A 13,874-nucleotide genomic window follows, 5' to 3' on the forward strand; every position below is an offset into this window, starting at 1 on the left:
TTGCCATGTCACTGAATACTCGTCCTAGAAAAGCGTTAGATTGGCTTACACCATTAGAGAAATTTGCTCAGCTTGTTGATTATCATAAGACTTTTCAAACTGTCGCACCTCATGTTTGAATTCGCCCTATTTAATTCATTAGTATAAATTTGATTTTTTAGTAATAAAGTGCTATAATAAGATATATTATATATTAAGACCATATTTGTATTAAAGTTAAAAAAATATAATTTATAAATTAAAAAAATCTTTTAAATTTTTTTCATCTAACTATATTGATGAATTTATTTTTTTTCATAATCCTAAAAATTATTTTATTTTCTATTTTTTTTTGAAAAATTATTTTTAAAATTTTTACGTAGTTTATTTTGTCTTTTTAATTTCTATTATATAAATGTTTTCTTAAATATTTTTTATTAAAAAATTAACAAAAGGAAAATTTATGCTAGAGAAAAATTTTGAAATCGATATGCTTGAGGTGAATTTATATGTAGATCATGATGCAGAAAAACTTTCAGATGGAACTTATATTTATTCAAAAAATTATTTAAAAAATTTGAATGAATTAAAAAATATTTCAGATAATGATGTTGTGCTTAAAAATAAGCCAAAATGGTTAAGCTCTGAGGATGGAAAAAATATTAAAATCACATCATTGAGTAGTAGTTGTATTAATGTAAGTGGTAATATTTATAAGTGGTTGAAAAATGAGAATATTCTTGGTGAAAGAGACTTAATTAAATTGGTTTATGAGTTTATACAAGTATTGCAAACTATGAATTTAGTTCATGCTACATCAGCACAAATTCAGAGAATTATTGAAGGTGATTATAGAGTTTATAAAGCTGATGTTAAAAGAGATTTGATATTTGAAAACAAGGATCGTTCATTAAGATATTTAGACCACATTCAACGTATTGGTTACTTTCCAAATAAGGCGAAAGAGAAATATCCAAATGGTGCATATTTTGGTAAAAAAAGTAAAACAAGATGGTCGATGTGCTATTACCATAAAGGGACTGAATTAAAAGACAAATTACAAAGATTTAGCACTGATCCTAAGCTGTTTGAATTAGCTGAAAGAATGATAAGAGCAGAGGCTAGTGTACATAATGATCAACTTAAAGAATGGCATTTATCATACGGATACCAGTGGGGAAACAAATCCTATGTAAATAATTTGTTTAAGGAAAAATTTTCAAGACTACGCTTACCTGATCAAGATAAAAGAGAGAAAGTTCTTGATATTTTAGATAAAAATGACAGGAAATTTTATACATTATTAGTAGAGGGATGTTGTATAGAAGATTATTATAGTAGATCGACAATACATAATAAAAGAATGAAATTTTATACAGAGTACGGGATAGATATTGATTTAATTAAGAAGAATAAAAATGTATAAAAAATTAAATAATAAAAACAAATTAGAAAATAAAAATAATTCGACACATGCAGAAATAAAGGAAATGCATTTTATGAAAAATTTAGATATTGGGGAGAATAATAAAAATGAAAAAATTAAGATTAACAAAAAAAGAAGTATGCCATATTTTGTCGATAAAGAGTGATAAATTAGATAAACTTATAAAAAACGATAATCTATTTCCTAAGCCATATAAAGAGGGTGTGAATAGACAATCCCCAGTATATTTTGATGCTGTTGCAATAGAAACATGGTGGAATCAAAAAATAAATTTTAACTAGATATAATATTTTAAAGCAATACTTTGAGTATCGCTTTTTTTAACTATTTTTTTAGTACTCTATAGACTGTTGCAATTCCACACTCAACAGCTTTAGCAATTTCTTCATTTGTTAATCCTTTAATATTTAGTTATTTTATTATTTGATGATCGGTTGGCTTTTAAGAAAATTTAATTATTAGATACCTAATAAATTTTAAATTTAATAATAGTCCTACTATTTAATATCTATCTTAGAGCTAATAAGATGAATTTCAGGATGATAAGTATTTATTTACTGGGTATAGTCTAATTTCACGTTTTGATTGATAAAAAGATATCAATTGAGACATGAAAAATAGAAATAAATATATCACATAACATATAATACTTATCCTTTTTTAAAATAATATTAGGGTTTTACATGCTAATTTCAAAAACTGATGCCAATTATGAAACAACTGTAGCTCAAGGCTATGAAGAAATTATGAACAATACACTTAGCGTTCTGTACCACGACTTTATTTATCTTAATCAAGGTAAAACCATCTTAGAGTTATATAAGATGCGTGGACAGGATGAACAGGAATATTATGCAATCGAAGAATGGACAACAATGATTAAAACTCCAACTGTGATTGCTGTTGTGATTGACCAAGAATCGCATGAAGGACTAGAGTTTATTGGTAAGCATATCTACTCATCTAAACATGAGGCAATGGATTATGTAGCTGAAAAATTCAAAGATAATGCTCTTTTATAATGAATTATTAAAAAAATTAAATGATTTAGGTGAGCCACTATAATTAGTGGCTTCTGTAAGTTTTATTAACAAGATTTTTATAAGATTTTACACTCTACATTTATATATTCCACACTCTTACATTTGGAGGTGGATTTAATAAAATCTGCTGTCTTAGATAAAGAATCTCATTACTAATATTATCTAGAATTGGTAATCCCTTATCACACTTTTGGACTATATGATTTAGAGTTAGCCAGTTCAACATGACACTAGCGTTTTCAATATTGGCATATCCATAATCACCGCCTAAATAAGTTGCTAAAATACTTTCATCTTGAAAGATTTTGTTCATCCATTTTACGGCAAATGTATTTTGTTTATCTTTAATGTTTTTATATGCATAATTAAAGCTACCTGCAATAGCATCTGCTAATTGAATGCCATAAAAACTTTTAGAATCTACCATTTGTATAGGTTGTTTTAAATTAAATGTAAGAGGTTGTTCTAGATTGAATTGTTCATAAATTTGAGATTTTCTCTCAGTTCTTCCAACCATGCTATTAAAAATTTCTTGATTGGCATTTAATGGCTTTGAGGAATCACAATAAACATCCAATATATCAATTTTCTGTCCCCACTTGCCTAAACTACTAAATAAGCATGTAGTTGTGATATCTAGAATCCATTTTCCTGAACCTTCTCCCAAATAACCATCCATTTCATATAAAAAGGAGTCTTTATTATAATGAGCAAACTTTTGAATTTGATCTAAAACTGGATCTGATTGGTTGTTAATTATTTGAAATAAAGATTTTGTAGGCGTATCTACTCCTTCTTTCATAACCTTATAAAATTCTTCAAAAATAACTTCGGCTGATTTATCTTGAGTAATTAATTTTAAATGAAGATAATTAGTAATAAATCTGTGAAAATTCATTCCATAAAAAATAGAATTTTTGTCTGCTAGAGCAGGTTCAAAAATATATTCAAAGAATTTACCAGCGATAGTATATTTTTTGTCACAAATGCATATCTTATATCTTCCATCTAAGATTTCTAGGATCTCATCAAGTGCTCTTAAACCTTTCGGATTTTTTACTAAATTTCCCGATTTAATTTCACCATTTTGAATTCCATAATCCTTGATGATTTTTTCTACAATAAATTGAGCTTCTTCTTCATTTGAGGCTACAGATGCAAATGTAAAAATTGGCTGATCTGCATCTAATAACCTATTTCCTGTAAAACCTGATTCATCACAGTAGATTTGCATATTATTTAAATCATTATTTAATTGCATGGTAAACCTAGTTTATCGAAGAAAGCTCTATTCCGTTCTTTTGCAGAATTAACTAATCGATCAAAAGAAATAACCTCAATATAGCAGTTCAAATTTTTCTTATAACCAAAAAAACCCATCTTGTCGGAGGTTTCAGTAAGGTCATGGATTTCTTTACATCTGTCACTCATACTTGGTGTCAAATCACAGATTACATAACAATAACCTGGCACATCTTTAGAGTCAGGAATAGGTCTTCCTGTAGCGGTAGTAGCTTTCCCATTTCTTATACGACGTAAATAACCAAATACTTGCTCTACAGGATCTTTATCTTCGCCACTTTTGACATCATTACGCATAGGGCGTTTAATTTCGACAATTGTTAGTGATGCTAAAGGTAGTTTTTTACCTTCTGATATAAGAAGGGGTTCGTCATATACATTCAATGCACAAATATCAGGTTCTTTATTTTCATTTGAGTCTGTAATAGGCATTGAGGATAATGTTTTATCTGAAGCCAAATAATCATGGAAAGCTAATCTCTCATCTATTAGCCATAGATTACATTTATCTAAACCAATATCTTCGGAAGTTTGACGCATAGGCATTATAAGTTGATGGATTAAATCCTCTCTTGAATACTTACCATCAGCTCCCCGTTGTATTGCTTTTTCAAGAATGTCTAAAACTACTTTACGGTTGCAAACATAACCAGCTAGGTCAGATTTCTTTATATCATCTACCTTTTGCATATAATCAGTAATTCGAGATTGAATGTCTTTCTCTTGTTTATCCACATCTTCAATAAGATCATGTCCTTGAGAAAGAAGTTGGCTTTCAATATCAGTCAAATATTTATGTAAAAGCAGATCTAATTCTTTATCAGAAATTTCTGGATTAACGAAAAAAACTTCATTCGGAATATATTTTAAAATTGATTTATAGCGAGGAGCTTTAGTTGCAACATAGTTGTGCACTCTTTGACGACCTAATTCTTTATACTGAATTAAAAACTCATTGAGATGAGTAGCTATCTTAGAATGTACAATTTCACGAATTTGACCTTCATTTATAGCATTGGAGTATAAATCGGTTTCGTCCTGATCAATGTTGAAATCTATTCGTTCGGGTCTGACAATTTCATCGAGATATGTAGATGTTAGATAGCAACAGTATGTAAAGTCACCATTGGTATGTTGAATTTTTCCATGTAAACCTGCAATTTTACCTATAAGATTTTCTTCTTTAACAACTCGCCCAGCAGCACACCAAGCAATACAAGGTGGGCGAGTTTTTGATTTCAATTTAATGTGTAGAAGTTCAAATTTAGTGCCTGAGACTTCAAAGCTTTCTGGTGATGCAGATTCAAACATTTGAGCATCAAATAAGTCATTTAAATTAATTATTTCATTTTGATCATAGACTGTTATATTTGGAGCACCACCTTCTCTGACAAAATACCACAAACAATGTTCTAATATATTGTTAGCTATTGCACTACAGGACTTAGGTGATCTTTTTTCATATTTATCAATAAAATTTTCAAGTTTGATGGTCGTTGACAGACCTTCTGTTTTATCTATTGCATTTATTGATGAAAGATAAATACCATTTTTCTTATTGAAGCTAAACTTTCTCTTTTGTGCTTCATTTTTTGAATCTATAAAATTACTTTCAATAGATACATTTGTGAAGGCTTTTAGCCACATTAGACGACCTACACCTCGACATCCTTTTTTTGCTTTATATTCACTGTCTAACGTTTCAAATGAGTTCATATTAGCCTCATTGAATCCAATACCATTATCAATGATTGTAAACCCATAAATAGGTGAATTGTTTTCAGTAGCGCTGTCTTGTTCTAGGGTATGTTGTATATTGCGTTCAATATAAATTTTTATAGAAGGATTGATATTATTTGTGCATTCATCTATAGAGTGTATTGAATTCACTACGGCTTCAAATAATGGCATTAAACATTGATTGTATGGCAGAGTAGTATTTCTCAATCTCCCTTCAAGTGATGTGTTAATTGCCATTGTGTTATCCTAAATGCTATATGTTGTAAAAGGGTTTTAATAATTTCTATTCTAATGATTCTATAAGCTTAACACTATTCAATTTTGCTTCCTCTAGAGCTTTCTTTCTCCTATAGTCTAGTTCGCTTGATTCAACATTTCTTACATTGATACTTATACTCGGATACAGTTTTTTCAGTTTTGGCTCTACATGCTTTAGGAATTTTTGAGCTAAATTTTTATCTTCAATAAACTCACATTTACTTTTTTTAAGTTTTCCATTTAGGCTGATATAAGCATGAGCTTTATCCTCATCTTTAATGCCATATTTGCCTTGATCAAGTCCAAAACTAGGTGTCCAATCATCACGCATAGGTTTAGGTAGATCACCATGTCTCAAAAAAGCTTCGATTGTATAAAGTTTTCTTAATTCTTCGTCTTTCATTTCCACTCCATAATTCTTAGACTGATTCAATGATGTAATCTACGCCTAGTACCATTTGTCCACACCAATCTTCTGCGGTTTCTTTTGCTTCTTCATATGCCTCGAATTGCCCTTCAGAAATTGCTTCTTCTCTAGAGGAAGTTGTGACGATTTCTCCTTCATCACCAACAAAATAATTTCCTGATTCTAATAGCTTTACAATGTACCCCATGATTACTCCCTTAAAGTCTAGACTATAATTTTAAATTACAATACTTTAGAAGCTATCACCATCAAAAATTAAAATTTTTAGATTAATATAATTCAATATGATTGGATAAGGAAACACAATGAAGTTAAAAGATGCGTTTGACTATATACTTGATAAAAATAATGCTTTAAGTGATTTCAATGCATACATGATAGGGGTGGCATATGAAGATAATGATTCTTTCTTATTCGTTAATCTCACCATAGATGATGAAGAAATAGAAAATAATACGCTTTTCTACCATGCTCATGTTACAAGTGGAAAAATTCGAAGTTCAGAGGGAGAAGAGGATTTTTACAGTGCAGAGAACATTGAGGACTTGCTTGATCAATTGCCCCTGATTGCTACTGATTTGAGTTATCATGTCTATAAGCTAGATGAGGATGTGTTAGGGTTGAGTAGTGAATATGCGTTAAAAGCACTATTTCCAAGATTACCCAACCCCGATGTATGTGATCTTAAAGATTTCAAGCAAGAAGCGATTAAGCTTATTACCATGTTGAATAAGTAACAAAAACTGATTTAGGACGTTTTATTTTGTATCACAGTATGTATCATAGAATAAATATTTTTATATAAATTCAATAAAAACAATGCTTTGAGTAAATATTTGGTAGTGGATATACCTACCAAATTCAAAAGCAGAATCAAAATGATTCTGCTTTTTTTTATCTGAAATTATTAGGGTCTGTTGACATTTACTGTTCATAATTAACCCTATAAAGGTAGCCATAAAAATATACAGGCTAAAGCAACAGAACTTTGATAATTCCTTTTGAGCTTGTCATATCGAGTAGCTATTCCTCTAAATTGCTTTAATCTGCAAAACATATTTTCAACTAAATGCCTGATTTTATATAAATACCAGTCCATATGGTCATTGTTCGATTTTGCTATTCATTTTCCTTGGTATATTCGCTTTGGTCCTTGTTTTCCTGATCTGTTCACGCAGTGGTTCTGAATCATAGCCTTTATCTGCGCATACCACTTTTGTCTCTTTTAAATCTAATGTTGATATTAAATCAGGTGCAACTTTAACATCATGTGTGGTTCCATCGGTAATCATGAAATCAATAGGATTGCCATGTGCATCAACAATCAAATGTATTTTTGAGAAGTTTCCTCCTACACTTTTAGAAATAGATTGATTCGCTATGCCGGCAGAATGTTGATAAGCACGTACATGAGAGCCATCAATAAAAATCCACTCCATATCGGGGCATAAGGCTAGTAATTTGAATAATCTAAGTAACTTACCGCTGCTTGACCAACGATTAAAACGTTTGAAAATAGAGTTTGAATGACCAAAACAAGAAGGAAGATCTCGCCACGGACAGCCTGTTCTAATTCTATAGAGAATAGCTTCAATAAAATTGCGTAAATTTGAGTTGTGGTGAATGGATAAATTACGCAGAATAACTTTCAACTTTTGCCAGTGTTGATCTGTCAGCATGGTACGAGGCATAGCGAATAGTAAAATTGGGTTTGGCGATTTGATTTTACTACTTCGCTATTTTTTATAGCTAAAAGTGTCAACACACCCTAATTAAAGTGTTATTAAGACTATAGTTGAATCAAATCTACTTATATGAAAGGTATTAACCGCGATCGTTTCCAATCGTAATTTAGCCTAATATAGACTCATAGGGGGAGAGTCGTAAATTCATCATGAGATGGAATTGGATGTAAATGCATCTATGTGCAAATACATCAATTTGGATATTGATTGTTTAAGTGATTAAGCCAAACTTCTTTGGCTCATATTTCTGCGTTTATGACTATATAGCAGTGCTTTATACAATGTATGCTATAGCGGATTATTTGAAACAAAAAAGCCGCATTCTATGCGGCTCTTAATTGAACAAATAAATTATGCATCTTCAGTTTCTAAAATTTCGAAGTCATGGGTAATTTCTACACCACCATCCATCAGCATTTTGCTCGCAGAACAGTATTTTTCAGCAGAAAGTTCAACCGCTTTTGCAACTTGCTTTTCCTTCACGCCATGACCAGTGACTACAAAGTGCAAATGAATTTTAGTGAATACAGCAGGAATAGTGTCGGCACGTTCTGCATTTAATTCACAACGAACATCAGTAATGTCTTGGCGTGCTTTCTTTAAAATCGTCACAATATCGAAAGATGCACAACCACCAAGTCCTGTTAAAATCAGTTCCATTGGGCGCGGACCACGGTTTTCACCGCCATATTCTTGTGATCCATCCATCATAACAGTGTGACCACTTTGAGTTTTTGCTTCAAAAGCAACATTCTCTAGCCAATGAACACTAGTTTGCATTGCAAGTCCCTAAAAAAAGCTATAAATTTACGCAGTACCTGTACACTAACATAAATTGAGTTGATAAGGAATTTCAACTCTTACGTGTGACAAGTTCACTTTAGGTCTTGTGCGATCTATAAATTATCCATATTCGGAAACTGTTAGCATGACTTCAAACTTTTCACAACTTAGCACAGATGCGCTATCTCCGGGGCAGTTACCTGAGTCGGTGAAGGCATTATTAAAACGTGCATATATCAATCGTTACCCAAAACGTACAACAATCATTGATGCGGGCTCAGAATCTAAATCTTTGTATTTAATTCTTAAGGGTTCAGTATCTATCATTTTACGTGAAGATGATGAGCGTGAAATTGTGGTTGCGTACTTAAATGCGGGTGACTTTTTTGGGGAAATGGGTCTATTCGAAGCAAATGCACAGCGTACTGCAGAAGTGCGTACGCGAGATGTATGTGAAATTGCTGAGATTACCTATGAAAACTTTCATGAATTAAGTAAACAATACCCAGACTTAAGTTATGCGGTATTTGCACAGCTTGTACGCCGTCTTAAAAATACGACGCGTAAAGTAACTGACCTTGCGTTTATTGACGTATCAGGTCGAATTGCACGTTGCTTAATTGATTTATCTTCACAACCAGAGGCAATGATTTTGCCGAATGGTCGTCAGATTCGTATTACTCGTCAAGAGATTGGTCGTATCGTGGGTTGTTCCCGTGAAATGGTTGGTCGTGTTCTAAAAACACTTGAAGAGCAAGGCATGATTGAAACTGATGGTAAAGCGATTCTAATTTTTGATGCATCGCTTGAAGAGAAAAGCCAATTGGCTTCTGACGATTTCGACGACGAAGAATAATCAGTCTTCCGAATCTAAAAAAAGCAAACTCAGGGGTTTGCTTTTTTTATGTCCATTCATTTCTCACTATTATAGCGGAAGCAACCTTTCTCACATTTTTTGACAAATAAACAGAAAATTATGATTTAAACAAAGCCGATATCTTATGTAAGCTACTTCGTGACTTATATATTGATATTTAAAATAAAGAGGGAATTTGCGGCATGCAATTTAAACCATTGGCACATACAGGCATATTAGTTCCAGAAATTTGTTTAGGCACCATGACGTTTGGTGAACAAAACACCCAAGCAGAAGCTTTCGAGCAACTGGATTATGCTTTAGAGCGTGGTCTTAACTTTTGGGATACTGCAGAAATGTATCCTGTCCCGCCGAAACCTGAAACCCAAGGTTCGACTGAAACTATTATAGGTAACTGGATTGCAGCTCGCGGTGGCCGCGATAAAATAATCTTAGCTTCAAAAATTGCAGGACCGTCACAAGGCGGTAGTCATATTCGTGACGGGCAAACTAAATTTATTGCTTCGGAAATTGAGTCTGCACTGGATCATTCTCTTCTGCGCTTACAAACAGATTATCTTGACTTATACCAGTTGCATTGGCCGCAACGTCCAACCAACTTTTTCGGTAAATTGGGTTATGGCAATGCCGAAGCAAACAGTACGCAAACTATTACCAATTTAGAAGAAACATTAGTTGCTTTAAGTCATGAGGTGAAAAAAGGTCGAATTCGCTCAATTGGACTATCTAATGAAACGCCATGGGGAACGTTGAAATTCCTACAACTTGCAGAAAAGCATGGTTTAGAAAAAATTGTCAGTGTGCAAAATCCATATAGTTTGTTGAATCGTACTTATGAAATCGGTTTATCTGAAATTGCACATTACGAAGGCGTGGGCTTATTGGCATATTCACCTTTAGCATTTGGTTATCTAACAGGTAAATTCCGTCATGGTGCACGTCCTGCCAATGCTCGAGTGACACTATTTTCACGCTTTAGCCGCTATTCAAATGCGGAGAGTGAATGGGCAACAGAACAATATGCACAATTGGCTGAACAGCATGGTTTAACGTTGACACAGTTAGCACTTGCATTTATTAAGCAGCAATTTTTTGTCACCAGTACAATCATTGGTGCGACAAATCTAGATCAGTTGAAAGAAAATATTGATGCGTTTGATGTGAATCTATCAGAAGACATTTTAAAAGGGATTGAAGATATTCATCGCCAGCAGCCAAATCCTGCACCTTAAGCTGAACTTTTCAGTGGATTATGTAAAAGCCTGCATGTAAATGTGGGCTTTTTTGACATTTACGTGATTTAAGCTAGTGGAAAATCATTGAATTTTATTGTCAGAAAGTCAGTTGAGTTGACAAGAAAATTGCCTAAAAATACATATGTATTTAAACAACATAATAAAGTACTAAATTCTTCAATAAATGACTTGAAAAGTATTCTATTTATACCAATATTATAATTGAGATTTATCTTTATCTTAAAATTAACTCATTGAAAAATATTTAAAAAATGTATTTGAAATTTTAAATATGACTCCCATATATGCTTCAAGTACAGAATTTGTTGTGAGGAATAACAAGAATGCGATTCGAAAAATTCACAAACCGTTTGCAGCAAGCATTATCCGATGCCCAATCTTTAGCAATGGGGAAAGACCATACAGCCATTGAAGGAATCCATATTCTTTCGACATTGCTTGAAGAGCCGTCGAACCAAAACTTGTTACAACAGGCAGGTGCTAATCTTCCTGAGTTAAAAACCAAGCTTCAGCAAGCCCTACAGGATACCGCCACCATTGCGACGCCGACAGGGGACATCAACCTAAATCCTGAAGCAGTCAAGGCGCTGAATTTAGCTGACAGTTTTGCTCAAAAAGCTGGAGATGAGTTTCTTTCTACAGATTGGGTGATTCTCGGTTTAGCTGAAACGGGTAAAACCAAAACCTTATTAAATAGTGTAGGCGTAACGACAGATAAATTACGCAATGCAATTGAACAAATACGAGGCGGTGAACAAGTCATGAGTAATAACCACGAAGATCAACGTGATTCACTCAACAAATATACCTTAGACCTCAATGCACGTGCATTAGAAGGCAAGTTAGATCCAGTTATTGGTCGTGACGAAGAGATTCGTCGTACCATTCAAGTTTTATCACGTCGTAGCAAAAACAACCCGGTATTGATTGGTGAGCCGGGTGTGGGTAAAACAGCAATCGTTGAGGGCTTAGCACAGCGTATCGTCAATGGCGAAGTTCCTGAAAGTCTGAAAGGTAAACGTGTACTTTCACTTGACCTAGGTTCATTGCTTGCAGGTGCAAAATACCGTGGTGAATTCGAAGAACGTCTTAAAGCCGTTCTAAAAGATTTAGCCAAATATGATGGCGAGATCATTCTCTTCATTGACGAATTACATACGCTTGTTGGCGCAGGTAAAGGTGATGGTGCAATGGATGCTGGTAACATGCTTAAACCTGCATTAGCGCGTGGTGAGCTACGCTGTGTAGGTGCGACGACACTTGATGAATATCGTCAATATATCGAGAAAGATGCGGCTCTAGAGCGTCGTTTCCAAAAAGTGATCGTTGATGAACCGAGTGTGGAAGACACTATTGCGATTTTACGTGGTCTAAAAGACAAATATGCAACCCATCATGGTGTGCAAATTTTAGACTCAGCGATTATTGCTGCGGCAAAAATGTCGCATCGTTACATCACAGACCGTCAGTTGCCAGACAAAGCCATTGATTTGATTGATGAAGCAGCATCACGAATTAAAATGGAAATTGACTCAAAACCTGAGCCATTAGACCGTTTAGATCGTCGCCTAATTCAATTGAAAATGCAGTTAGAAGCGGTGAAAAAAGATGCAGATTCAGTCTCAAAAGCTGAAGTTGAGCACCTAGAGAAACAAATTGCTGAAGTTCAAAAAGAATATAGTGATTTGGAAGAAGTGTGGATTGCGGAAAAACGTTTGGTTGACGGCACGAATCAGGCTCAAATTGAGCTAGATAAAGCACGTACTGCCTTTGAAAAAGCACAACGTGAAGGTGATTTAGCAGAAGCTAGCCGTTTGCAATATGGTGTTATTCCTGAGTTGCAAAAACGCCTGAATGAAGAAGAAATCGCCGAGGTGAACGAAGAGCCGAAATTGATTCGTACCAAAGTCACAGAAAATGAAATCGCTGAAGTGGTAAGTGCGGCTACAGGTATTCCTGTTGCGAAAATGTTGCAAGGTGAACGTGAAAAACTCTTACATATGGAAGAGTTCTTACATAACCGTGTAGTTGGTCAAGATGAAGCTGTTGTCGCAGTTTCGAATGCGGTGCGTCGTTCTCGTGCAGGATTATCCGATCCAAACCGCCCAAGTGGTTCATTCTTATTTCTTGGGCCTACAGGTGTAGGTAAAACTGAGTTAACCAAAGCTTTAGGTAATTTCTTATTTGACAGTGATGATGCGATTATTCGTATCGACATGTCAGAGTTTATGGAAAAGCATTCTGTGAGCCGTTTAGTAGGTGCGCCTCCGGGCTATGTGGGTTATGAAGAAGGTGGTGTGTTAACCGAGGCTGTTCGTCGTAAACCTTATAGTGTAGTGTTGTTTGATGAGGTTGAAAAAGCACATCCAGATGTCTTTAACATCTTACTTCAAGTGTTGGATGATGGTCGATTAACAGACTCACAAGGCCGTGTGATTGATTTCAAAAACACCGTGATCGTGATGACCTCGAACTTAGGTTCAACCGATGTTCGTGAATTAGGTGAAAACCCGTCGAAAGACGAAGTTCGCGCTGTGGTTATGGCTGCGGTATCTGAACATTTCCGACCTGAATTTGTGAACCGTATTGATGAGTTGGTGGTTTTCCACTCTTTACAAAAAGCGCAAATTCGTGGCATTGCGGATATTCAGTTGGATCGCTTACGTTCACGTTTGGCAGATAAAGATATGAGTTTGGCGGTTGAAGATAGTGCCTTTGAATTACTTATCGATGCTGGTTTTGACCCTGTGTATGGCGCACGTCCTCTGAAACGTGCTATCCAACAACAAGTTGAAAATACATTGGCACAGAAAATCTTATCAGGTGCTTTCCAACCGGGCGATACGATTGTCGTTCAAGCGGAAGGAGATCACCTAACTTTTGAAAAGTTAAAACTCAACTAAAAAGCACAAATCTGCTACATCCAGTTGTAAAAACAGAAACCCGGTTTAGGCCGGGTTTTTTAATTTTACGCTTGTCGTAATTTTCGTTTAAATACGTAAAGTTCATTGCATTTC

The 13,874-nt window shown here is 34.1% G+C and carries 13 protein-coding genes and 2 pseudogenes; 8 read left to right on the forward strand and 7 right to left on the reverse strand.

Translation table 11 applies throughout. The annotated features are described in order from the left end of the window. The 3 genes and pseudogenes from FTU29_RS12955 to FTU29_RS12965 form a co-directional block, all read left to right on the forward strand. Positions 1-119, forward strand: a pseudogene (locus tag FTU29_RS12955) (IS30 family transposase); the annotation flags it as partial. A 323-nt stretch (positions 120-442) separates the two neighbouring features. Continuing rightward, complete coding sequence (locus FTU29_RS12960; RefSeq protein ID WP_180122265.1) at positions 443-1,405, forward strand: phage/plasmid replication protein, II/X family; 963 nt, start codon at positions 443-445, stop codon at positions 1,403-1,405. Further along, positions 1,398-1,571 (forward strand): hypothetical protein, encoded by a 174-nt coding sequence (locus FTU29_RS12965; RefSeq protein WP_180122267.1) that lies wholly within the window; start codon positions 1,398-1,400, stop codon positions 1,569-1,571. Before FTU29_RS12960 ends, FTU29_RS12965 begins: the two co-directional genes overlap by 8 nt. 179 nt (positions 1,572-1,750) lie before the next feature. On the opposite strand, the pseudogene FTU29_RS17475 reads toward FTU29_RS12965, so the two are convergent. Next, positions 1,751-1,837: pseudogene (locus FTU29_RS17475) on the reverse strand (resolvase); the annotation flags it as partial. Between the two features lie 272 nt (positions 1,838-2,109). Between FTU29_RS17475 and FTU29_RS12970 the strand changes: the two are divergent. Continuing rightward, positions 2,110-2,448 (forward strand): hypothetical protein, encoded by a 339-nt coding sequence (locus FTU29_RS12970; protein ID WP_180122269.1) that lies wholly within the window; start codon positions 2,110-2,112, stop codon positions 2,446-2,448. A 100-nt stretch (positions 2,449-2,548) separates the two neighbouring features. On the opposite strand, the gene FTU29_RS12975 is transcribed toward FTU29_RS12970, so the two are convergent. The 4 genes from FTU29_RS12975 to FTU29_RS12990 are packed head-to-tail and all read right to left on the reverse strand — an operon-like array spanning position 2,549 to position 6,383. Further along, positions 2,549-3,730, reverse strand: a complete 1,182-nt coding sequence (locus FTU29_RS12975; RefSeq protein ID WP_180122271.1) for a DUF3800 domain-containing protein — start codon at positions 3,728-3,730, stop codon at positions 2,549-2,551. Then, complete coding sequence (locus FTU29_RS12980; protein ID WP_180122273.1) at positions 3,721-5,748, reverse strand: ATP-binding protein; 2,028 nt, start codon at positions 5,746-5,748, stop codon at positions 3,721-3,723. Before FTU29_RS12980 ends, FTU29_RS12975 begins: the two co-directional genes overlap by 10 nt. Positions 5,749-5,794: 46 nt before the next feature. Beyond that, entirely contained in the window at positions 5,795-6,172 is a 378-nt protein-coding gene (locus FTU29_RS12985; RefSeq protein WP_180122275.1) for a hypothetical protein, read from the reverse strand. Between the two features lie 16 nt (positions 6,173-6,188). Next, on the reverse strand, positions 6,189-6,383 hold the full coding sequence (locus FTU29_RS12990; protein WP_180122277.1) for a hypothetical protein: 195 nt from the start codon (positions 6,381-6,383) through the stop codon (positions 6,189-6,191). A gap of 118 nt (positions 6,384-6,501) precedes the next feature. Here FTU29_RS12990 and FTU29_RS12995 point away from each other — a divergent pair, with 118 nt between their 5' ends. Beyond that, a complete protein-coding gene (locus FTU29_RS12995) occupies positions 6,502-6,933 on the forward strand; it encodes a hypothetical protein (protein WP_180122279.1) in 432 nt (143 codons plus the stop codon). 206 nt (positions 6,934-7,139) lie between these two features. Here the strand turns inward: FTU29_RS12995 and FTU29_RS13000 are convergent. Beyond that, positions 7,140-7,887, reverse strand: a protein-coding gene (locus FTU29_RS13000) for an IS5 family transposase (RefSeq protein ID WP_180122280.1) whose coding sequence is annotated in 2 segments (ribosomal slippage) — positions 7,140-7,313 and positions 7,315-7,887 — 747 coding nt in all. Because the reading frame shifts where the segments join, the coding sequence is not laid out codon by codon here. A gap of 405 nt (positions 7,888-8,292) precedes the next feature. Continuing rightward, entirely contained in the window at positions 8,293-8,721 is a 429-nt protein-coding gene (locus FTU29_RS13005; RefSeq protein WP_078191820.1) for an OsmC family protein, read from the reverse strand. A 148-nt stretch (positions 8,722-8,869) separates the two neighbouring features. Here FTU29_RS13005 and crp point away from each other — a divergent pair, with 148 nt between their 5' ends. From crp to clpB, 3 genes are all read left to right on the forward strand, one after another. Next, positions 8,870-9,580 (forward strand): cAMP-activated global transcriptional regulator CRP, encoded by a 711-nt coding sequence (gene crp / locus FTU29_RS13010; RefSeq protein ID WP_078191819.1) that lies wholly within the window; start codon positions 8,870-8,872, stop codon positions 9,578-9,580. A gap of 203 nt (positions 9,581-9,783) precedes the next feature. Further along, positions 9,784-10,833 carry an NADP(H)-dependent aldo-keto reductase gene (locus FTU29_RS13015; protein ID WP_111884249.1) on the forward strand — a complete coding sequence of 350 codons (1,050 nt, stop codon included), beginning with the start codon at positions 9,784-9,786 and terminating at the stop codon, positions 10,831-10,833. A 347-nt stretch (positions 10,834-11,180) separates the two neighbouring features. Then, positions 11,181-13,760, forward strand: a complete 2,580-nt coding sequence (gene clpB, locus FTU29_RS13020) for an ATP-dependent chaperone ClpB (RefSeq protein WP_180122282.1) — start codon at positions 11,181-11,183, stop codon at positions 13,758-13,760. The last annotated feature ends 114 nt before the right edge of the window (positions 13,761-13,874 follow it).

The organism is Acinetobacter sp. YH12086 (assembly GCF_013419345.1).
Taxonomy (GTDB): domain Bacteria; phylum Pseudomonadota; class Gammaproteobacteria; order Pseudomonadales; family Moraxellaceae; genus Acinetobacter; species Acinetobacter amyesii.

Bases quoted from the DNA above. Each gene is read 5' to 3' on its own strand.
- FTU29_RS12960 (WP_180122265.1), top strand. From the start codon at position 443: ATGCTAGAGAAAAATTTTGAAATCGATATGCTTGAGGTGAATTTATAT.
- FTU29_RS12965 (WP_180122267.1), top strand. From the start codon at position 1,398: ATGTATAAAAAATTAAATAATAAAAACAAATTAGAAAATAAAAATAAT.
- FTU29_RS12970 (WP_180122269.1), top strand. From the start codon at position 2,110: ATGCTAATTTCAAAAACTGATGCCAATTATGAAACAACTGTAGCTCAA.
- FTU29_RS12975 (WP_180122271.1), bottom strand. From the start codon at position 3,730: ATGCAATTAAATAATGATTTAAATAATATGCAAATCTACTGTGATGAA.
- FTU29_RS12980 (WP_180122273.1), bottom strand. From the start codon at position 5,748: ATGGCAATTAACACATCACTTGAAGGGAGATTGAGAAATACTACTCTG.
- FTU29_RS12985 (WP_180122275.1), bottom strand. From the start codon at position 6,172: ATGAAAGACGAAGAATTAAGAAAACTTTATACAATCGAAGCTTTTTTG.
- FTU29_RS12990 (WP_180122277.1), bottom strand. From the start codon at position 6,383: ATGGGGTACATTGTAAAGCTATTAGAATCAGGAAATTATTTTGTTGGT.
- FTU29_RS12995 (WP_180122279.1), top strand. From the start codon at position 6,502: ATGAAGTTAAAAGATGCGTTTGACTATATACTTGATAAAAATAATGCT.
- FTU29_RS13005 (WP_078191820.1), bottom strand. From the start codon at position 8,721: ATGCAAACTAGTGTTCATTGGCTAGAGAATGTTGCTTTTGAAGCAAAA.
- crp (WP_078191819.1), top strand. From the start codon at position 8,870: ATGACTTCAAACTTTTCACAACTTAGCACAGATGCGCTATCTCCGGGG.
- FTU29_RS13015 (WP_111884249.1), top strand. From the start codon at position 9,784: ATGCAATTTAAACCATTGGCACATACAGGCATATTAGTTCCAGAAATT.
- clpB (WP_180122282.1), top strand. From the start codon at position 11,181: ATGCGATTCGAAAAATTCACAAACCGTTTGCAGCAAGCATTATCCGAT.